The 20,011-nt window shown below is 64.3% G+C and carries 18 protein-coding genes; 12 read left to right on the forward strand and 6 right to left on the reverse strand.

The window, feature by feature from the left end:
* Nucleotides 1-126 precede the first annotated feature (126 nt).
* From flhA to C7449_RS06625, 6 genes are all read left to right on the forward strand, one after another.
* Nucleotides 127-2,214 (forward strand): flagellar biosynthesis protein FlhA, encoded by a 2,088-nt coding sequence (flhA, locus tag C7449_RS06600; protein ID WP_108001968.1) that lies wholly within the window; start codon nucleotides 127-129, stop codon nucleotides 2,212-2,214.
* A complete protein-coding gene (gene fliR, locus C7449_RS06605; protein WP_108001969.1) occupies nucleotides 2,211-2,960 on the forward strand; it encodes a flagellar biosynthetic protein FliR in 750 nt (249 codons plus the stop codon). The genes flhA and fliR overlap by 4 nt, the downstream gene beginning before the upstream one ends.
* Nucleotides 2,961-2,967: 7 nt before the next feature.
* On the forward strand, nucleotides 2,968-3,366 hold the full coding sequence (locus C7449_RS06610) for a hypothetical protein (RefSeq protein WP_108001970.1): 399 nt from the start codon (nucleotides 2,968-2,970) through the stop codon (nucleotides 3,364-3,366).
* A 203-nt stretch (nucleotides 3,367-3,569) separates the two neighbouring features.
* A complete protein-coding gene (locus C7449_RS06615) occupies nucleotides 3,570-4,139 on the forward strand; it encodes a rod-binding protein (protein ID WP_108001971.1) in 570 nt (189 codons plus the stop codon).
* A gap of 14 nt (nucleotides 4,140-4,153) precedes the next feature.
* On the forward strand, nucleotides 4,154-4,522 hold the full coding sequence (locus C7449_RS06620; RefSeq protein WP_108001972.1) for a hypothetical protein: 369 nt from the start codon (nucleotides 4,154-4,156) through the stop codon (nucleotides 4,520-4,522).
* A complete protein-coding gene (locus C7449_RS06625) occupies nucleotides 4,519-5,034 on the forward strand; it encodes a hypothetical protein (protein WP_108001973.1) in 516 nt (171 codons plus the stop codon). The genes C7449_RS06620 and C7449_RS06625 overlap by 4 nt, the downstream gene beginning before the upstream one ends.
* A gap of 78 nt (nucleotides 5,035-5,112) precedes the next feature.
* Here the strand turns inward: C7449_RS06625 and C7449_RS06630 are convergent, their stop codons facing one another.
* Nucleotides 5,113-5,907, reverse strand: a complete 795-nt coding sequence (locus tag C7449_RS06630) for a WecB/TagA/CpsF family glycosyltransferase (protein WP_108001974.1) — start codon at nucleotides 5,905-5,907, stop codon at nucleotides 5,113-5,115.
* 391 nt (nucleotides 5,908-6,298) lie between these two features.
* Between C7449_RS06630 and folD the strand changes: the two genes are divergently transcribed.
* The 6 genes from folD to C7449_RS06660 all read left to right on the forward strand — a co-directional run bounded on the left by folD (nucleotide 6,299) and on the right by C7449_RS06660 (nucleotide 12,936).
* Complete coding sequence (gene folD / locus C7449_RS06635; RefSeq protein ID WP_108001975.1) at nucleotides 6,299-7,198, forward strand: bifunctional methylenetetrahydrofolate dehydrogenase/methenyltetrahydrofolate cyclohydrolase FolD; 900 nt, start codon at nucleotides 6,299-6,301, stop codon at nucleotides 7,196-7,198.
* A 459-nt stretch (nucleotides 7,199-7,657) separates the two neighbouring features.
* Complete coding sequence (locus tag C7449_RS06640; protein WP_108002090.1) at nucleotides 7,658-9,016, forward strand: ABC transporter substrate-binding protein; 1,359 nt, start codon at nucleotides 7,658-7,660, stop codon at nucleotides 9,014-9,016.
* 114 nt (nucleotides 9,017-9,130) lie between these two features.
* Nucleotides 9,131-10,141: a carbohydrate ABC transporter permease gene (locus C7449_RS06645; protein ID WP_108001976.1), complete on the forward strand. Its 1,011-nt coding sequence runs from the start codon at nucleotides 9,131-9,133 to the stop codon at nucleotides 10,139-10,141.
* A complete protein-coding gene (locus tag C7449_RS06650) occupies nucleotides 10,142-11,287 on the forward strand; it encodes a carbohydrate ABC transporter permease (RefSeq protein ID WP_108001977.1) in 1,146 nt (381 codons plus the stop codon).
* Nucleotides 11,288-11,323: 36 nt separating this feature from the next.
* Nucleotides 11,324-12,415, forward strand: coding sequence for an ABC transporter ATP-binding protein (locus C7449_RS06655; protein ID WP_108001978.1), 1,092 nt, complete (start codon nucleotides 11,324-11,326; stop codon nucleotides 12,413-12,415).
* A 107-nt stretch (nucleotides 12,416-12,522) separates the two neighbouring features.
* Nucleotides 12,523-12,936 carry a hypothetical protein gene (locus C7449_RS06660; RefSeq protein WP_108001979.1) on the forward strand — a complete coding sequence of 138 codons (414 nt, stop codon included), beginning with the start codon at nucleotides 12,523-12,525 and terminating at the stop codon, nucleotides 12,934-12,936.
* A gap of 25 nt (nucleotides 12,937-12,961) precedes the next feature.
* Here C7449_RS06660 and edd read toward each other — a convergent pair whose 3' ends face one another.
* The 5 genes from edd to C7449_RS06685 form a co-directional block, all read right to left on the reverse strand.
* Entirely contained in the window at nucleotides 12,962-14,782 is a 1,821-nt protein-coding gene (gene edd, locus C7449_RS06665) for a phosphogluconate dehydratase (RefSeq protein ID WP_108001980.1), read from the reverse strand.
* Nucleotides 14,783-14,876: 94 nt separating this feature from the next.
* Nucleotides 14,877-15,575, reverse strand: a complete 699-nt coding sequence (gene pgl, locus C7449_RS06670) for a 6-phosphogluconolactonase (RefSeq protein ID WP_108001981.1) — start codon at nucleotides 15,573-15,575, stop codon at nucleotides 14,877-14,879.
* A 9-nt stretch (nucleotides 15,576-15,584) separates the two neighbouring features.
* Complete coding sequence (zwf, locus tag C7449_RS06675) at nucleotides 15,585-17,057, reverse strand: glucose-6-phosphate dehydrogenase (RefSeq protein ID WP_108001982.1); 1,473 nt, start codon at nucleotides 17,055-17,057, stop codon at nucleotides 15,585-15,587.
* Nucleotides 17,058-17,148: 91 nt separating this feature from the next.
* Nucleotides 17,149-18,435 (reverse strand): NAD(P)/FAD-dependent oxidoreductase, encoded by a 1,287-nt coding sequence (locus C7449_RS06680; protein ID WP_108001983.1) that lies wholly within the window; start codon nucleotides 18,433-18,435, stop codon nucleotides 17,149-17,151.
* A gap of 104 nt (nucleotides 18,436-18,539) precedes the next feature.
* On the reverse strand, nucleotides 18,540-19,976 hold the full coding sequence (locus C7449_RS06685; protein ID WP_108001984.1) for a glutamine synthetase family protein: 1,437 nt from the start codon (nucleotides 19,974-19,976) through the stop codon (nucleotides 18,540-18,542).
* Nucleotides 19,977-20,011 lie beyond the last annotated feature (35 nt).

Genomic DNA, 20,011 nt, shown 5'->3' on the forward strand with positions numbered 1-20,011 from the left:
GACCGGCCGTCAGGTCCGGTCGGCCGTTCGTCGGCGCTGCCACCCTCGCGCAAGTTTCGCGGGCTAGGAGTCTGGCAGCATTGCGGTCCCTGGTGGCCGCGCCTCTCATGACGAGACGGGACGACAATGGCACAGGTACCGGCACTCTCCATCCCAAAGGTCAATCCGAGCGGCCGGGATGTCGCCTTCGCAATAGGCATCGTCACGATCCTCACGATCCTGTTCCTGCCGATCCCGACGTTCCTGATCGACATGGGGCTCGCGTTCTCGATCGCCTTTTCGGTGCTGATCTTGATGGTGGCGCTGTGGATACAGCGGCCGCTCGACTTCTCTTCGTTCCCGACCATCCTGCTGATCGCCACGATGATCCGGCTGGCGCTGAACATCGCCACCACGCGAGTGATCCTGTCGCACGGCCACCAGGGGCATGATGCCGCCGGCGGCGTCATCGCCGGGTTTGCAAGCCTCGTCATGTCCGGCGACTTCGTCATCGGGCTGATCGTCTTCCTGATCCTGATTACGGTTAACTTCATCGTCATCACCAAGGGCGCGACCCGCATCGCCGAGGTCGGCGCCCGCTTCACGCTCGATGCCATCCCCGGCAAGCAGATGTCGATCGACGCCGATCTCTCCGCCGGCCTCATCGACGAGAAGCAGGCGCAGCACCGCCGGCGCGAACTGGAGGACGAAAGCTCCTTCTTCGGTTCAATGGACGGTGCGTCGAAGTTTGTGCGCGGCGATGCGATCGCCGGCCTGCTCATCACCGCCATCAACATCTTCGGCGGCATCATCATCGGCTACTTCCGCCACGGCATGCAGATCGGCGAAGCGGCCGACGTGTTCGTCAAGCTGTCGGTTGGCGATGGCGTCGTCTCGCAGATCCCCGCCCTCATCGTATCGCTTGCCGCGGGCCTGCTGGTTTCCCGCGGCAGCGCACCCGGTTCCACCGACCAGGCAGTCGTCAACCAGCTGAGTGGCTACCCGCGCGCGCTGATGGTTGCCGCCGGCCTGATGGCGCTCCTGGCGGTGATGCCGGGCCTGCCGTTCTTTCCCTTCATGGTGCTCGGCGGCGTCATGGCCTTCGGCGGCTGGATCATCCCGCGCCGCCAGGAGGAGGAGAACAGGCTCAAGCGCGAGCAGGAGGCGAAAACCGCGATGGAGACGAAGGAGGCCGACAAGGACTCCGTCAAGGCGGCGCTGAAGACGGCGGAGATCGAACTCCTGCTCGGCAAGCAGGTTTCGACGCGGCTCCTCGGCGCCCATCAGGAACTGGCCTTCCGCGTCGGCAAGATGCGCAAGAAGTTCGCGACCCAGTACGGATTCGTCGTTCCGGAGATCAAGGTCTCGGACGACATCTCCATCCCCGACAAGTCCTATCACATCCGTATTCATGGAACGACGGTCGCCTCCAGCCTGGTGCGCGTCGGCGAGGTGCTGGTCGTGACCGGCGGCGGCCGCAAGCCGAGCGTTCCGGGAGACGATATCCGCGAACCCGCCTTCGGCATGCCGGCGGTCTCGGTCCTCGAGACCTTCGCCGACGACCTGCGCCGCGAAGGCTTCCATCCGATCGACAACGTTTCGGTGGTGCTGACGCATCTGTCCGAAGTCATCCGAAACAACCTGCCGCAGCTCTTGTCCTACAAGGACGTCAAGATCCTGATCGAGCGGCTCGATCCCGAATACCGCAAGCTCGCCGACGAGATCTGCTCATCGCACATGTCCTATTCGGGCCTGCAGGCGGTGCTGAAGCTGCTGCTGGCCGAGCGCGTCTCGATCCGCAACCTGCATCTCATCCTCGAGGCGGTCGCCGAACTCGCCCCGCATGTGCGCAAGACCGAACAGATCGTCGAGCATGTCCGTATCCGCATGGCGCAGCAGCTTTGCGGCGATCTCGCCGAGAATGGGGTGCTGCGCGTGCTGCGCCTCGGCAATCGCTGGGACATGGTCTTCCATCAGGCGCTGAAGCGCGACGCCAAGGGCGAGGTCGTCGAGTTCGACATCGATCCGCGGCAGCTTGAGGAGTTCAGCGAGCAGGCGACTAAAGTAATCCGTGAATTCCTGGACCGCGGCACGCCGTTTGTGCTGGTCACCTCGCCCGAATCCCGGTCTTATGTGCGCATGATCATCGAACGCCTCTTTGCCACATTGCCGGTCCTGTCCCACGTCGAACTCGCCAAGGGCATCGAGATCAAGATCCTCGGCTCGATCTCATGATCACCGATCCGCAGGGGACGGTGCTCGCCCTGTTTGCCGCCTTCTGCCGGGTCGGCGGCTGCTTCATGCTGCTGCCGGGCTTCTCGTCTGCCCGCGTCGCCATGCAGGTCCGGCTGTTCGTCGCCGTCGCTGTATCGATGGCGGTACTGCCGCTGCTCTGGGACACGATCTATCCGAAGACGCAGGGAGCGACGGTCTCCTATCTTCAGGTGATTCTGTTCGAAACCATGGTCGGCGCGGTGATCGGGCTGATCACCCGCTACTACGTGCTCGGGCTGCAGTTCGCCGGAACGGCGCTGACGATGATGATCGGCTTCAACTCGCCCCCTTCGCAGGACATCCTCGAGGAGGCAGCGGAGAACCAGCTGACCAATCTGATCAGCTTTGCCGGCCTGATGATCCTGTTCATGCTGAACTTCCACCACGTCGTGCTCCGGGCGCTGGTGGATTCCTATACGGCTCTGCCGATGGGCGGTTTCAATCCGCAGAGCGCGCTGATCTCGCTCACCGATACCCTGGCGCAGACCTTCAGCATCATGCTGCGCCTCGCCAGCCCCTTCATCATCTATGGCCTGTTGTTCAACGTCGCCGTCGGCCTGATCAACAAGCTGGCTCCGCAGATGCCGATCTACTTCATCTCGCTGCCCTACATCATCATGGGCGGACTGTTCCTGCTCTATTTCGGCATCTCCTCGCTTCTGGAAATCTTTGCCGGCGGCTTCATCCCGGTCTTCGAGGGACGTTGAGGTGTAGATGAAAAGCCGATCCGACAAGTTGAAGCGCCTCGTCACCGTGCAGCGCCATCTCGAGCAGATGGCGGAGATTGACCTGGCGGTGACGACGCAGCAGCGCCAGGAGGTGGCCGAGACGATGGACGCGGTTGCAGGCGCGATCAGCTCGCTCAATCCGGTCCACCGCAATTTCTCCGGCATCTACGCCGCACAGATCGGCAAGCTGCGCCACAAGGATACGATGCTCGCCGGCGTGCAGCAGATGCACGAGATGCGCATCGTCCGCGAGCGCGCGAAGGGCGACCGGCTGGAGGAGCGCATGCAGGAGGCACGCCTCCTGGAGGAGCGCGAAGCCGAGGACAATGCGATTCACGACCTGATCGACCAGCATGTCGCCAGGCGAGATGCTGGCGATCTTTAACGGCCCTGTCGCGTCGGCATGGCCAGCCTGCCGTAAGGTTGAGCAGCGATAGTCGAATCCGACCCGAGGAAATGCAGCCTTGCGGCGCTGCCGATTGTCGCGACGATCCCGTCCGCTGTATTGGTGCCGTAGCGTCCTCGCGAACAACAGCTGGCATCCTGCCATGACGGCGGCACGGCCGGACATTCGAGAGGCAACGAGACGTGGCGATTTCACCCCCAAGTGATCTGGTGCTCGACGTTCTGCGCGCCGCCGATCCGGCATCGGTGCAGGAGGCGCAGGCGAAGCTCAAGTCGAACCGCGCCAGCTTTGAGGCGACGAGCCTTGCGGACGCGGGCAATGGCTTCGGCACCGCCGTCGGTATTCTGAACCGGGATTCGTCCGGTGCCACGGCAGGTTCGGCAGCAACGACGGGCATTGGTGGCGGCAAGGCCATCCCGGAGACCTACCGCAAGTTCGAGGCCATGGTGCTGCAGAACTTCGTCAAGTCGATGCTGCCCGCCGACAGCGAGGAGATCTACGGCAAGGGCACGGCCGGCGAGATCTGGCGCGGCATGATGGCCGAACAGATCGGCGAGGTGATCGCCAAGGGCGGCGGCATCGGTATTGCCGCAAGCCTGGCGAAGGACAACGACAAGAAGGATGCCACAAACGATATCGCCGTGATCGATCCGAATGCGCAGCGCGTGTCTACGGCCATGCTTCAGGAGATGCAGCGCACTGCCTTCGCCGAGCTGATGCCCGGTGAAGAGAACAACAAAAAGACGTCCTGATTGGAGGAAGAACGATGGAATCGGCAACAAACGATCTCCGCATCCGCACCGTACTGAACCGGCTCGAGACGATTGTCGACGCGGAGAACGCCGGCATCGGCGTCGATCCGGATTTCGACCTGCAGACATCGAACGCCCACAAGAGCCGCTGTCTCTACGAGCTGGCGATGCTTTCGCGCGACATCACGCCCGAAGAGATGCCGAAGTCCGTCGCCTCGCAGCTGAAGAGCCTGCGCGAGAAGCTGGCCGCCAACGCGCAGCGGGTCGCCGCACATCTGGAAGCGGTCCGCGCCGTGGTGCAGTTGCTCAAGGACGCGGTGCGTGAGCAGGAGGCGGACGGCACCTATTCGCAAGAACAGTTCCGCTTTGGATACCAGCCGTGATCAAGCTCGTCCTCACCGGCGTCTGGATCTGCGTCATCACGCTGGCCTCGGTCTATTTCTCGATGCAGATGGCAGCGGCGCCCAGGGTCGACGAGGACGCGGCGCGGGCGGCTGCGCTGGAGTTGATCAAGGGTACGCAGACGACCATTCCTGTTATCCGGGACGGCGCGGTCAAGGGCTATTTCCTGACGCGGGTATCCTTCACGGCCGACGGTGACCTGGCGGCAAAGCAGGTCGTTCCGATCGGCGAGACGATCACCGACGAGCTCTATACGTTGCTGGTCGGTGAGCGGATGGTCGACATCGAAAATCTCGACCGCTTCGATGTCGAGGCGTTCCGCACGAAGATCAGGGACGGCCTGAATACGCGGTTTGGCGAGCAGATCATCGATCGGGTGCTGGTCGAGCAGATCGATTACATCGCCAAGGCGGAGGTCAACTCAAAGCCCATCCGCAAGGGTACCCCCATCGTCAGGAACGATTCGCCGGCGAGGCCCGCCGGTTCGCAGTGAGACCAGGGGCGGAACTGGCCATCCCCTATCGCGTGGCGCCGGCATGGCTCCCGCCCCGCGCCAAGGAGACCCCCGCAGTCACGCCCTGCCGTTGCGGCGCCGGCCGAACAGGATCTGCAGCTTGTACCGGGCGACACGGTAGAGAAAAAGCGGATTTCCGACGATGTAGCGGTACCAGAGCCGTTGGGGCTCCTGCATCAGGCGATACAGCCACTCAAGGCGGAAACGACGCATCCGCACCGGTGCACGCGGCACGCGCCCGGCCACGAAGTCGAACAGGGCTCCAACACTGATGACGAGCCGTGCATGACCGGGGGTGACGTGCCGGTCGATCCACTTCTCCTGCACGGGACTGCCCATGGCGACGAGCAGGATGTCGGGTTGCAGTTCCCGCACCTTCGCCATCACGGCGTCGGATTTGCTCCGGTCGAAGAAGCCGTCGGACACAGCCTGGAATTCGTGCCAGGGCGTGTGCGCTTTGAATTTCTCCGCAGCCCTGAGCAGCACGTCCCGCTCCGCACCGATCAGGGCGATGCGCTTCGGGGTCTCCATGTAGGTCAGAAGCGCGGGCACGAAGTCGGTTCCGTTGAGGTTGGCGGGGAACGGATGGCCGTGAAGAAGTTTCGAGGCAATGTCGACGCCGTGCCCGTCCGGCAGCACGAGCTGGCGCTCCAGCGCATTCCGGTACTCGGCATCGCTGAGCATCAGGTTGGCGTTATTGGCGTTCAAGAAGGCGATCGTCGTCTGCCCGACCGGCAGGTCGGCGACCCGCGCGGCGAAATCGAAGGCTGCGGCCCAGTCGAGGTCGCAGACCGGTATGCCGAGAATGTCGCGCTGCGATGCGACAAGCGAGCCGTTCGTCCGAAGGTTCATGCCCGGCCCCGCAAGCGGGAGCCAGGCGAATACGCCCCGCGTGCCGCAGAAGGCCGGAAGGAGGGATCGGTCGGGTGTGTGCGGCTATGGTCCAGCAGGTCAGTCATCGGGCGCAGTCCATCAGGGCTTCGCCTCGCTGTATCAGCTTCGCTTGAAGCCGGACTTAAATCATCCCTTCAAGTGCGCCGCATTCCGTTCAGGATCTGTTTACCTTTCGCATGCGCCGAGGCGGGCTTGACCTTCGGCGGCGTCCTGAGGGCCGGGTCATGGTTGCCCATCCGCCTTGTGAGTTGCTTGCAAATTTCGTTTCGGAACAGCATAGGACGCTAAAAGGCTATTGCCGCCGATTTCCTGGGGTTAGATTTCGCGCAGTCTGCGAGGGGAGAATAAAGTGACCACCATTATTGATGGGAAGCAGGTTGCCGCTTCCGTGATCGACGCCGTCAAGTCCGCCGCCCGCGAACTCGAGCAGGATGCGGGCGTGAAAACCGGCCTGGCCGTCGTGATCGTCGGCGACGATCCGGCGAGCCATGCCTATGTGTCGTCGAAGAGCCGGATGGCCAAGGAGTGCGGCTTCACCTCCATCCAGCACACGCTGCCGGAAGAGACGACGCAGGAGGAACTGGCGGCGCTGGTCCAGACGCTGAATGCGGACGACACGATCCACGGCATCCTCGTACAGCTTCCGCTGCCGAAGCACCTGAACTCCGAGCCGATCATCCAGTCGATCCTTCCGGAGAAGGACGTGGACGGGCTGCACGTCGTCAATGCCGGCAAGCTCGCCACCGGCGATCTCGACGGCGGGCTGATCTCCTGCACGCCTGCGGGCGCCATGGTGCTGGTGCGCGGCATCCACGGCGACGATCTCTCCGGCCTGAACGCCGTCGTCATTGGCCGCTCCAACCTGTTCGGCAAGCCGATGGCGGCGCTGCTGGTCAACGCCAATGCGACCGTCACCACCGCGCATTCGCGCACGAAGGATCTCGCCGCGGTCTGCCGCAATGCCGATATCCTGGTCGCTGCGGTCGGCCGGCCGGAAATGGTCAAGGCTGACTGGGTGAAGCCCGGCGCGACCGTCATCGACGTTGGCATCAACCGCGTTCTGGCGCCGGAAAAAGGCGAGGGCAAGTCGCGCCTCGTCGGCGACGTGGCCTTCGAGGAATGTGCAAAGGTCGCAGGCGCCATCACGCCCGTCCCGGGCGGCGTCGGCCCGATGACCATCGCCATGCTGATGGCCAACACCGTGATTGCCGCCTATCGCAAGAGCGGCCGCAAGGCGCCGAAATTCTGAGCGGCAGGCGGGCCTCCAGCTCCGTTTGAGGGGCTGCCTCCTCCCACTGGCGTGGCGCGTGAATACGGCGCGTCACGCCGTCCCGACCCTCGGTCCCGCCTTCCTCTCTGAAGGGGAGGGCGGAGAGTATCCTGCCCTCGACTTCCTCGGGCCAAGGCGGCGCAGCCGCCCTCCGGCTCCGCGCTGCTGGACCGCCGCAATAGCCGTTCTCGCCCGTGATCGCCGGCACACCGCCCGGTTGAGGCACCACTGGGCGCCCACCAGGCCGTGGCGTCCTCCCGAAAACAAGAAATCTCAACGCGTTGCGCCGCATATGCAGCGCGGCATGGCCCGGCGATGCCCTTGACGGGGGAGGGCGCATGCGGAATGTTGCGCGTTAGAGGCAGTTTGACAGACGTAGACGGGGGAAATTCTGGAGGAGCCCGGCGTCAGGCCGGGCATGTGATGGGAGGCAATCACATGAAGAAACGCCTGCTGATGGCAGCCGCCATGATGTCGCTGACGGTCGGGATCGCCGGCGCGGCCGACCTGAAGTTCAAGCCCGGCGAGGATGCCAGGTTCAACTGGCAGAGCTTCGAGGAGTTCAAGAAGGGCTACGACCTCAAGGGGCAGACGCTGACGATCTTCGGCCCCTGGCGCGGCGAGGACGAAGCGCTGTTCAAGAACGTCTACGCCTATTTCGTCGAGGCGACGGGCGTCGACCTGAAATATTCCTCCTCCGAGAACTACGAGCAGCAGATCGTCATCGACACGCAGGCCGGCAGCCCGCCGGACATCGCCATCCTCCCGCAGCCGGGCCTGATCGCCGACCTCGCCTCGAAGGGCTACCTGACACCGCTCGGCGACGAGACGAAAAAGTGGCTGCTGGACAACTACGCCGCCGGCCAGTCCTGGGTCGATCTGGCCACCTACAAGGACCAGAACGGCAATGCGCAGCTGTTTGGCTTGCCCTACAAGATCGACGTGAAATCGCTCGTCTGGTACGTGCCGGAGAATTTCCAGGACGCCGGCTATGAAGTGCCGAAGACCATGGAAGACCTCAAGGCGCTGACCGAGAAGATCGTCGCCGATGGCGGCACGCCCTGGTGCATCGGGCTCGGATCGGGCGGGGCCACCGGCTGGCCGGCCACCGACTGGGTCGAGGACCTGATGTTGCGCACCCAGCCGCCGGAGACCTATGACAAGTGGGTCACCAACGCCATTCCGTTCACCGATGCCGCCGTCACTGGCGCGCTCGATGAGTTCGGCTGGTTCGCCAAGAACGACAAGTTCGTCGCCGGCGGCACCGCCGCGGTGGTCTCCACCGATTTCCGCGACAGCCCGAAGGGCCTCTTCTCCTCGCCGCCGAAGTGCTACCTGCACCACCAGGCCTCGTTCATCCCCTCCTTCTTCCCGGCGGGGACAGTCGTCGGCGAGGATGCCGATTTCTTCTACATGCCGGCATATGCCGCCAAGTCCGAGCTCGGCAACCCCGTTCTCGGCGCCGGGACGCTGGCAATGATCACCAAGGACACGCCGGCGGCGCGCGCCTTCATCGAGTTTCTGAAGACGCCGATCGCCCATGAGGTCTGGATGGCGCAGTCGAGCTTCCTGACGCCGTTCAAGAGCGCCAACAAGGACACCTATGCGAATGCGCCGATGAAGAAGCAGGGCGAGATCCTGCTGAACTCGACCACCTTCCGCTTCGACGGCTCCGACCTGATGCCCGGCAAAATCGGCGCCGGGGCCTTCTGGACCGGCATGGTGGATTTCGTCGGCGGCAAGTCGTCGGCCGAGGTGACCGCGGGCGTCCAGAAGGCCTGGGACGCCATCAAGTAGCTGGTGTGCTTTGTTGGACGCCCGGTGGATCACCCGGGCGTCCGGAGAGCGGGAGGTGCAATGCCGCTCGCAGCGCGACAATGCAGCCGCAAGCACTCCGATCGGTAGGGGACCATGCCGCAGCTCCTGTTCGCCATAGTCACGATGATGGCCGGCGTGCTGGCCTGCGCCTTCTATTTCCTTGCCAGCAACTGGCTTCTCGACCGCATTTTTCCGTCGCAGGGGCTGTCCGGCCCGAAGGCGTCGCGGAACCTGCGCATCTCCAGCGCCATCCGGCCATGGCTGTTCATGCTGCCCGCGCTGCTCGCGCTTGCCGTCTATCTCGTCTATCCCGTGTTCGAATCCGTCCGCCTCAGCCTCCACGACCGCTCGGGGCGGGACTTCGTCGGGCTCTCCAACTTCTTCTGGATGTTCGGTGACGGCGAGTTCCGCCAGTCGATCTTCAACAATTGCCTGTGGCTGCTGGTGGTGCCGGCCGTTTCGACGTTCCTAGGGCTGGTCATCGCCGCCCTGACCGACCGCATCTGGTGGGGCAATATTGCCAAAACCCTGATCTTCACGCCGATGGCGATCTCCTTCGTCGGCGCGGCGGTGATCTGGAAGTTCGTCTATGACTACCGCGCCGAAGGCAGCGAGCAGATCGGCATACTGAATGCACTCGTCACCTATTTCGGCGGCGCGCCCGAGGCCTGGATCACGCTGCCGTTCTGGAACAACTTCTTCCTGATGGTGATCCTGATCTGGATCCAGACCGGCTTTGCCATGGTGATCCTGTCGGCGGCGCTGCGCGGCATTCCGGAGGAGACGCTGGAGGCGGCGGTGATCGACGGCGCCAGCGGCCTGCAGATCTTCTTCAAGATCATGGTGCCGCAGATCCGGGGCACCATCGCCGTCGTCTGGACCAACATCACCATCCTCGTGCTGAAGGTGTTCGACATCGTGCTCGCCATGACCAACGGACAATGGCAGACGCAGGTGCTCGCCAATCTCATGTTCGACTGGATGTTCCGCGGCGGCGGCGATTTCGGCCGGGGCGCTGCGATCGCCGTGGTCATCATGGTCCTGGTCGTGCCGATCATGATCTGGAACATCCGCAACGCGACGCGTGAGACGGGAGGTCACTGAATGTCCGGCGCCACCCGCTCGCCGCTGTCGATCGTCGTCCACCTCTCCGTCCTGCTGCTCGTGGCGCTCTGGACGTTGCCCACGGCGGGCCTGCTGATCTCGTCGCTTCGGGACAAGGACCAGCTCGCCGTCTCCGGCTGGTGGACGGCGCTGTCGACCTCGACCCAGAACCTCGTCCAGCGCGCCGCCTCGCCCGAGAGCCAGGTGGAAAAAGACGGGAAGTTCGTGATCTTCGGAAACCTGCTCGAGGGCCAGAAGGGCAGCGTCTCCGCCTTTGGCTATTCGAGCCGCGAGCCCGCCGCCTTCGCGCCGGGCCAGACGGCAAAACTCAACGATGGCGAACAACTGACCGTGCGGGCGGACGGAAGCTACGAGATCGTCTCCGACACGAGGATGGAGGGCACGCGCGGCCAGCGCATCTTCTTCACCGCCGCCGTGCCGCCGCGCTTCACCCTCGACAACTACCGCGAAGTGCTGAGCGCCGAGGGCATCGCCGCCTCCTTCGTCAATTCGCTGACGGTGGCGATCCCCTCGACCATCATTCCGATCCTTGTCGCGGCCTTCTGCGCCTACGCGCTCGCCTGGATGCGGTTTCCGGGTCGTGCCATCCTGATCGCGGTGGTCGTCGGCCTGCTGGTCGTGCCGCTGCAGATGTCGCTGATCCCGCTTTTGAAGCTCTACAACGGCGTCGGCGCCTTCTTGGGCGTGCCGGCCAAGACCTATGTCGGCATCTGGCTGGCCCATATGGGCTTCGGCCTGCCGCTGGCGATTTACCTGCTGCGCAACTACATGGCCGGCCTGCCCAGGGAGATCATGGAATCGGCGCGGGTGGACGGCGCCAGCGACTTTGACATCTTCGTCAAGATCGTGCTGCCGCTGTCCTTTCCCGCACTTGCCTCCTTCGCGATCTTCCAGTTCCTCTGGACCTGGAACGACCTGCTCGTCGCGATCGTGTTCCTTGGCACCGGCCAGGAGCAACTGGTGCTGACCGGGCGGCTGGTAAACCTGCTCGGCTCGCGCGGCGGCAACTGGGAAATCCTCACCGCCTCGGCCTTCATCACCATCATCGTCCCGCTGATCGTCTTCTTCGCCCTGCAGCGCTATCTCGTGCGCGGCCTACTGGCGGGATCGGTCAAGGGCGGCTGAAACGGGAAGAGATCGAGTGGACATCTGGGAGGGGGAATGACCGGGCTGGTATTGAAAGACATCCGCAAGTCATTTGGCGCCGTGGACGTGATCCACGGCATCGACCTTGATATCAAACAGGGCGAGTTCATCGTTTTCGTCGGCCCTTCCGGCTGCGGAAAGTCGACGCTGCTGCGCATGATCGCCGGGCTCGAGGAGATCACCGGCGGTGATCTGCTGATCGACGGCGAGCGCGTCAATGACGTGCCGCCGTCGCAGCGCGGCATCGCCATGGTCTTCCAGTCCTACGCGCTCTACCCGCACATGACCGTCTACGAGAACATGGCGTTCGGTATGCGGATCGCCAGGGAGAGCCGGCAGGAGATCGATCGCCGCGTGCGTGCCGCCGCCGAGACCCTGCAACTGACCAAATATCTCGACCGGCTGCCCAAGGCGCTCTCCGGCGGGCAGCGCCAGCGGGTGGCGATCGGCCGCGCCATCTGCCGCAATCCCAAGGTCTTCCTGTTCGACGAGCCGCTGTCGAACCTCGACGCGGCCCTGCGCGTCGCCACCCGCATCGAGATCGCAAGGCTCGCCGAGCGGATGGCCGATACGACGATGATCTACGTCACCCACGACCAGGTGGAGGCGATGACGCTCGCCGACCGCATCGTCGTGCTGTCGGCCGGCCATATCGAGCAAGTCGGCGCGCCGCTGGAGCTTTACGAACACCCGGACAACCTATTCGTCGCCCGATTTTTAGGCTCGCCGGCCATGAACGTCATTCCGGCCAGCGTGACGGCGACCGGGGCGACGACGACAGTGGAGCTGAAGGGCGGCGCTACCGCGACGCTCGCCATCGCGACGGCACCAGGGGAAGCCGGCAAAAGCGCCAGCTTCGGCGTGCGGCCCGAGGACCTGCGGATCACCACCGACGGCGACTTCCTGTTCGAAGGGACGGTCTCGATCGTCGAAGCGCTCGGCGAGGTGACGCTGCTCTATATCGAGGGGCTTGTCGAAGGCGAGCCGATCATCGCCAAGATCCCCGGAATCCAGCCGGTCGCGCGCGGCGAGAGCGTGCGCTTCACCGCCGAAAGGAGCAAGCTCCACCTGTTCGATGACAGCGGGAAAAGCTATCGCGCAAGGTAGGCCGCCGGTGAGTCGGATACCGCTTTGGACCGCGCGTTCAACCGCATCTTAAGGGTTTTCCGACTAGGCTGCCCACCTCGAAAAAGCAAGGCATCGGGAATAGCGAAATGGGCATGCATCTTCCTCCTCAGCGTCCGAACTATCTGAGCAAGGAGGAGTCCTTCATGTACGACCGGGAAAAGACCTTCCCGATGGAGGATACCTGCAACGAGGCCCGCATCGAGTTCACCGAGAACGGCGGCATCGTCAACCTCGCGTCCCGCCGCTGCCAGATCATCAAGCTGTCGCGCAGCGGCGCCGTCCTGAAGATGTCGACGCGGTTCAAGCTGCCGAGAAATTTTTATCTCGACATCGTCAGCGCCCGCGTGCCGATGATCGGCTGCCTGGCCCAGCGCGTCCACGCCAACGATACGGTCGAAGCGCGCTTCCTGCGGCTGCTCGCCGAAAAGGAACTGAACCGCATCTTCGTCTACAGCACCCATCCGAACCATCGCAACCGGACGCTGGATATTTACGGCTGACCCCTCGGGGCCGCCGGTTTACCCGTCACGCAAACAGCACGCTCGCGCCGCGGTCTGCCGGTCCGGCAATGGCACGGAAGGCGGAGAAGAGCTCGCGACCCATGCCGAACGCGTTGCCCGAAAGATCGGCCATGGCCGGGGCACGGGCGGCGAACTCGGCGGCATCGACCATGACCTCGAGCGTGCCCGCGGTCGCGTCAAGCCGAATGAGGTCGCCTTCGCGGATGCGGGCGATCGGCCCGCCGTCGACCGCCTCCGGCGTCACGTGGATCGCCGCCGGGACCTTGCCGGAAGCGCCCGACATGCGGCCGTCGGTCAACAGCGCAACCTTCTGGCCGCGGTCCTGCAGGATGCCGAGCACGGTCGTCAGTTTGTGCAGCTCGGGCATGCCGTTCGCCTTCGGCCCCTGGAAGCGGACCACGGCGACGAAATCGCCCTCGAGCTTTCCTGCCTTGAAGGCGGCGTTCAGCTCCAACTGGTCGTGGAACACCTTGGCCGGCGCCTCGATGACGTGACGTTCCGGCTTGACGGCCGAGATCTTGACGACGGCCTTGCCGAGATTACCGGACAGCATCTTCAGCCCGCCGGTGTGCTGGAAGGGATGCTCGACATTGGCAAGCACCTTCGGGTCGTGGCTGATGTGCGGCGCCGGCTCCCGCCGGACATTGCCGTCGCCGCCCAGCAGTGGCTCGATTGCATAGGCGTGCAGCCCCTGGCCATAGACGGTGCGGACGTCGTCGTGCAGGTAGCCGGCCTTCAGCAGTTCCTTGATCAGGAAGCCCATGCCGCCGGCGGCATGGAAATGGTTCACATCGGCAAGGCCGTTCGGGTAGACGCGCGCGAGCAGCGGCACGACGTCGGAGAGGTCAGAAATGTCCTGCCAGGTCAGGACGATGCCGGCGGCGCGCGCCATGGCGATCAGGTGCAGCGTGTGGTTGGTCGAGCCGCCGGTGGCGTGCAGGCCGACCACGCCGTTGACGATCGAGCGCTCGTCGATCATCTCGCCGGCCGGCGTGAACTCGTTGCCCTGGGCGGTGATGGCAAGCGCGCGTTTTGTCGCTTCCTTGGTCAGCGCGTCGCGCAGCGGCGTGCCGGGATTGACGAAGGAGGCGCCGGGCATGTGGAAGCCCATGATCTCCATGAGCATCTGGTTCGAGTTCGCCGTGCCGTAAAAGGTGCAGGTGCCGGGGCCGTGATAGGACTTTGATTCCGCCTCCAGCAGTTCGGCGCGCCCGACCTTGCATTCGGCGAACAACTGGCGCACCCGCGCCTTCTCGTCGTTCGGCAGGCCCGAGGTCATCGGCCCAGCCGGGATGAAGACGGCCGGCAGGTGTCCGAAGGTGAGCGCTGCGATCACCAGCCCCGGAACGATCTTGTCGCAGACGCCGAGATAGACGGCCGCGTCGAACATGTTGTGCGACAGGCCGATACCGGCGGCCATGGCGATCAGGTCGCGCGAAAACAGCGACAGCTCCATGCCCGGCTGCCCCTGCGTGACGCCGTCGCACATTGCCGGCACGCCGCCCGCCACCTGCGCGACGCCCCCAGCCTCGTGCGCCGCCTGGCGGATCAGCGCCGGATAGGTCTCGAACGGCTGATGGGCCGAGAGCATGTCGTTGTAGGAGGTGATGATGCCAAGGTTGGGAACGCGATCGCCGGAAAGCGCCGCCTTCTCGCCGGGTGAGCATACCGCAAACCCGTGTGCGAGATTGCCGCACGACAGGACCGTGCGATGCACGCCCTCCGCGGCCGCGGCCCTGACCCGCTCGAGATAGGTCTCGCGGTGGGGCCGCGAGCGTTCGACGATACGGGCGGTGATGGCTTCGATGCGGGAATCGGCGGACATGGGAGCTATCCTGACTTCGTTCTGCGATGTTGACGCAGGCGCCTTCCGGCCGGATTTATGCTGGGTGGGCTCGGCTGGGGCGGCGCCGGCGTGGCTAGGGCGCCCAGTAGACGTCGACGGGCGTGGACGCGCGGCGGAACACGGCGCGCACCGGCATCTCGTTCTCGTCGCCTGCGGCCAGCGCCTTTTCGAGAGTCGCCTTCTTGGCCTGGCCCTCGATGTGCAGCACCAGCAGCCGGGCATCCTGGAGGCTGGAGAAGGTCAGCGTCAGGCGGGTCTCGCCGGCGCCTTCCGCCTCCATCGTGATCACCCCGCGCGGGGTATCGGCGGCGAGTGCCGCGGCCAAATGGTTCCCGGCCGGGAAGAACGATGCCGTGTGGCCGTCGTTGCCCATGCCGAGGATCACGACGTCGAACGGCGCGCCGAGGGCTGCCACCTTCTGCGTCACGGCTCGCGCCGCCTCTTCGGCATCGGCCGAGTTCTGGTAGAGCGGCAGGAAGCGGGCCTTCGCCGCCGGGCCCTGCAGCAGGTTTTCCGACACCAGCAGATGGTTCGAGCGCGGATTGTCGGCCGGGACGAAGCGCTCGTCCACTAGCGTTATCGTCACCTTCGACCAGTCGATGGTCTTGCCGGACAGAGCCCGGAAGAACTGCTTCGGCGTCGACCCGCCGGACACGGCAATCGTCGCCGCACCGCGTTCGGTGATCGCTGCCTCAAGGGCCGAGGCCACCGTGTCCGCCAGTCCCTCGGCCAGCGCCGCGCCGTCGGGGAATTCATGAAACTTCGTCACCATGCCGCCGCCTCAGCTCTCGTGCCAGGTACGACCGTCACGCTCGATCAGCGCTATCGCCTGGCTCGGTCCCCAGGTGCCGGCGGTGTAGCCCTGCACCTGCTGGCCCGTCGTCTCCCAGGCTTTCAGGATCGGATCGATCCATCGCCAGGCAGCCTCCACCTCGTCGCGGCGCATGAACAGCGTCTGGTTGGAGCGGATGACGTCAAGCAGCAGCCGTTCATAGGCGTCCGCGTTGCGCACGTCGAAGGCGCGCGCGAAGGTCATGTCGAGGGGAACGTTGCGAAGGCGCATGCCGCCGGGGCCGGGATCCTTGATCATCAGCCACTGCTTGACGCCTTCGTCGGGCTGCAGGCGGATGATCAGCTGGTTTGCCTCGATGCGCCCGGCCGCCGGCTCGAAGATCGAATGCGGGATCGGCTTGAAGGTGATGACGATCTCGGAGACACGCGTCGCCATCCGCTTGCCGGTGCGGATGTAGAAGGGCACGCCCGCCCAGCGCCAGTTGCCGAGCTCGGCCTTGATGGCGACAAAGGTCTCGGTGTTGGAGACGCCGCCTTCGAGTTCTTCCAGGTAGCCCTTGACCGGGCCGCCTGACGAGGCGCCGGCGCGGTACTGCCCGCGCACCGTCAGGCGCTCGACGTTGTATTCGTCGATTGGCTTGAGCGCCCGCAGCACCTTCAGCTTCTCGTCGCGCACAGCTTCCGCGTCCATCGAAGACGGCACTTCCATCGCCACGAGACAGACCAGCTGTAGAATGTGGTTCTGCACCATGTCGCGCAGCGCGCCTGCCTTGTCGTAGTAGCCGGCGCGGCTTTCGAGCCCGACGGATTCCGCCACCGTGATCTGCACATGGTCGATATGGGCCGAATTCCACAGCGGCTCGTACAGCGCATTGGCGAAGCGCAGCGCCATCAGGTTCTGCACCGTTTCCTTGCCGAGATAATGGTCAATGCGGAAGATCTGGTCCTCGCGGAAGACCCTGCCGAGCGTGGAGTTCAGTTCCATGGCGGAGGCGAGGTCCCGACCGATCGGTTTCTCGACGACGATGCGGGTCTGCTTGGTGATCAGCTTGTGATCGTGGATCTTCTGGGCGATCTCGCCGAAGATCGCCGGCGCCACGGCAAGATAGAAGGCGCGCACACGCTCCTTGCCCGGCTCGAGAATGTCCTTCAGCGCATCCCAGCCCTGTTCCGATGTCGCGTCGACTGAAACATAGAACAGGCGGTCGGTGAATGCCTTGAGCTGGGCATCGTCGATCTCTTCGGGCTTGAGATGTTCGCGCAGCGCCTTGACGGCGAACTCGCGGTAGCCCTGGTCGGTCATGGCCGCGCGCGACGCGGCGATGATGCGTGTCGGATCGGTGAACTGGCCCATGATCTGGCGGTGGTACAGCGCCGGCAGGAGCTTGCGCTCCGCAAGGTCGCCGGTGCCGCCGAACACGACGTAATCGAATGGACCGACGGGGATGAACTGGCTGCTCATTGCAAATCTCGATCTGGTTCGCGTTGACGCCTTGTACTCTAATCGATTTAAAATGACCAGAGCGCGACACGGCAAAATCGAGACGGTTCGGTCAGAGCTTGTCGCGCAGCGCGTACCAGGTCATTGCAAGAAATAGCAGAGGCGATCGGAACCGATGCCCGCCGGGGAAGGGCGGAATCTTCAACGCCTTCAGCATGTCGAGGTCGGCGCTGCCTCCCGTCGCTTCCTCGGCATAAAGCTTGCCGCAATAGTTCGACAGCATTACGCCATGGCCGGAATAGCCGCCGATCGATGTGATGCCGGGCATGACCTCGCGCACGTATGGCTTGCGCGACATGGTGATTCCGACCGAACCGCCCCAGCTGTGGGTGATCTCGATCTCGGCGAGTTCCGGGTAGATCTCGGCGATCTGCCGTCGGATGTGGACGCTGATGTCCTGCGGGTTGTCGGCCGTATAGGCCTCACGACCGCCGAACAGCAGGCGGCCGTCGCGGCTGCGGCGGAAGTAGCGTACCACGAAGCGGGAGTCGGACACCGACTCGCCGCCGGGGATGACGGTCGGAAACTTGTCGAGAACCCTCGTTGCCCCGATGAAGGAGCGGATCGGCATCACGTGTGCCGCCGTCTCCGGCTCGAGATTGCCGATGTGGGCGTTGCAGGCGATCAGCGCCTTGTCGGTAGTGATGGTGCCCCTGGGGGTCGTTATGACAGCCTTGCCGCTGCTGCGATCGACCTTCAGTGCAGGCGTCCGTTCGTGCAGCACGGCGCCGGCGGCAGCGGCCTCCCGGGCAACGCCGACGAGCAGCTTCAGCGGATGGATATGGCCGGTGCCGGTGTCGCGCACGCCGAACAGGTAGCGTGTCGAGCCCAGCCGCTCCTGGGTTTCCGCCTTGTCCATGAATGTGGAATGCGGATAGCCGTAGCGCTTTGCGGCGATCTCCGGATTGGCGCGATAATATTTCTCGAGATTCTGCTTGTGCGAGACGCTCAGGTGCCCCGGAACGAACTCGATGTCGAGGCTCTGCGAGGCGGCAAAGTCGTGGATGTGCTGCTTGGCGCGTTCTGCGAGCTGGAACAGATTCTTGGAGCGCTCGTAGCCAAGTTCCTCCTCCAGTTCCTCCGGCCAGGCCCGCTGGCCGGTGCCGAGCTGGCCGCCATTGCGGCCCGAGGCGCCGTCGCCGAAGCGATGGGCGTCGATCAGGACGACGCGCACGCCCTTTCTGGCAAGATGATAGGCCGCTTGCAGGCCGGTGAAGCCGCCGCCGACGATCGCGACGTCCGCCTCGCAGGAGCCGGACATCGGCGCATATTCGGGACGCTCCCCGACGGTTGCTTCGTACCAGGAAATGCCGGGGGAGATCGGGCTCTGCCAGGACATAGGGATGCTTTCATCGAAATGGGTTGGGTACGGCGGCACCGGAGCCACCCTCGCGGTCTGCACGCAGGCCCGGCTTGCGCGTTCCGGGTTCCGCCGTACGGAGATCAGACGTTGAGCAGCAGGAATTCCCGCTCCCAGGGGCTGATCACCTGCATGAAGGTCTCGAATTCACCGCGCTTGACGCCCGCATAGAGACCGATGAACTCGGGATCCAGCACCTGCGCCAGCGCCGGATCGCCCTCCAGCAGCGCGACCGCCTCTAGCAGGCCACGCGGCAGGTCGATCGAGCCTTCGTTCGCCGCAAGATCGGTCGGCGGCGTCGGTTCGACAGCGTTCATGATGCCGAGCAAACCACAGCCGAGCGAGGCGGCCAGCGCCAGGTAGGGGTTGGCGTCCGAGCTCGGAAGACGGTTCTCGACGCGGCGGGCATTGGCATCGGAGACGGGGATGCGGAACGCCGTGGTGCGGTTGTCGTAGCCCCAGGCGTTGTTCACCGGCGCCGACATCTCCGGCGTCAGGCGCCGGTAGGAATTCACGTACGGCGCCATCATCACCAGCGTCTTTGGCACGTAGTTCTGCATGCCGCCGATGAAGTGGAAGAATTCCTTCGAGGGCGAGCCGTCCGGATTGGAGAAGACGTTCTTGCCGGTCTTGATGTCGACCACCGACTGGTGGATGTGCATGGCCGAGCCCGCCTGGCCTTGCATCGGCTTGGCCATGAAGGTCGCATAGATGCCGTGCTTCAGCGCCGCCTCGCGGATCGTGCGCTTGAACATGAAGACCTGGTCGGCAAGCTCGATCGGATCGCCGTGGCGCAGGTTGATCTCGAGCTGTGCCGGTCCTTCTTCGTGGATCAGCGTGTCGATCTCCAGACCCTGCTTCTCGGAGAAATGATAGATGTCGTCGATCAGTTCGTCGAACTCGTTGATGCCGGCGATCGAATAGCCCTGGCCGCCGAGGATGGAGCGGCCGGAGCGGCCCTTCGGCGGGCGCAGCGGATAGTCGGGGTCGTCGTTCATCGCCACGAGATAGAACTCGATCTCGGGCGCCACGACCGGCAGCCATCCACGCTCCTTGTACATTTCGACGACGTTCTTCAGGACGTTGCGCGGCGCATAGGTCACGTTTTCCCCGGTCGATCCGACGACGTCGCAGATCACCTGGGCGGTCGGGTCGGATTCCCACGGCACGACGCTGAGCGTCGTAAGATCCGGCACGAGCTTCAGGTCGCTGTCGCGCGGCTCATAACGGAACTGGCCGGTCTCCTCCGGATACTCACCGGAAATGGTGTGGCGATAGACGGCGGAAGGAAGCGCCAGCGAGGTGTTGGACGTGAACTTCGACGACGGCATCATCTTGCCGCGCGGTACCCCGGCAAGGTCCGGGGTGATGCACTCAATATCCTCGATGCCTCGGAACCTGAGCCAGTCGACCGCCTCTTTCCACGTCTTCACACCGCGCGGTGCAGTGAGGGAGGGAGGGATTTTGGCGGAGCGGCTGACTTTCTGGACGGTAGTGGCAACGGTCTTTTTTGAGGGCATGTTACACCGGATTTGGTTTCGGATGAGGCATCATA

The organism is Mycoplana dimorpha, assembly GCF_003046475.1.
Taxonomy (GTDB): Bacteria; Pseudomonadota; Alphaproteobacteria; order Rhizobiales; family Rhizobiaceae; genus Mycoplana; species Mycoplana dimorpha.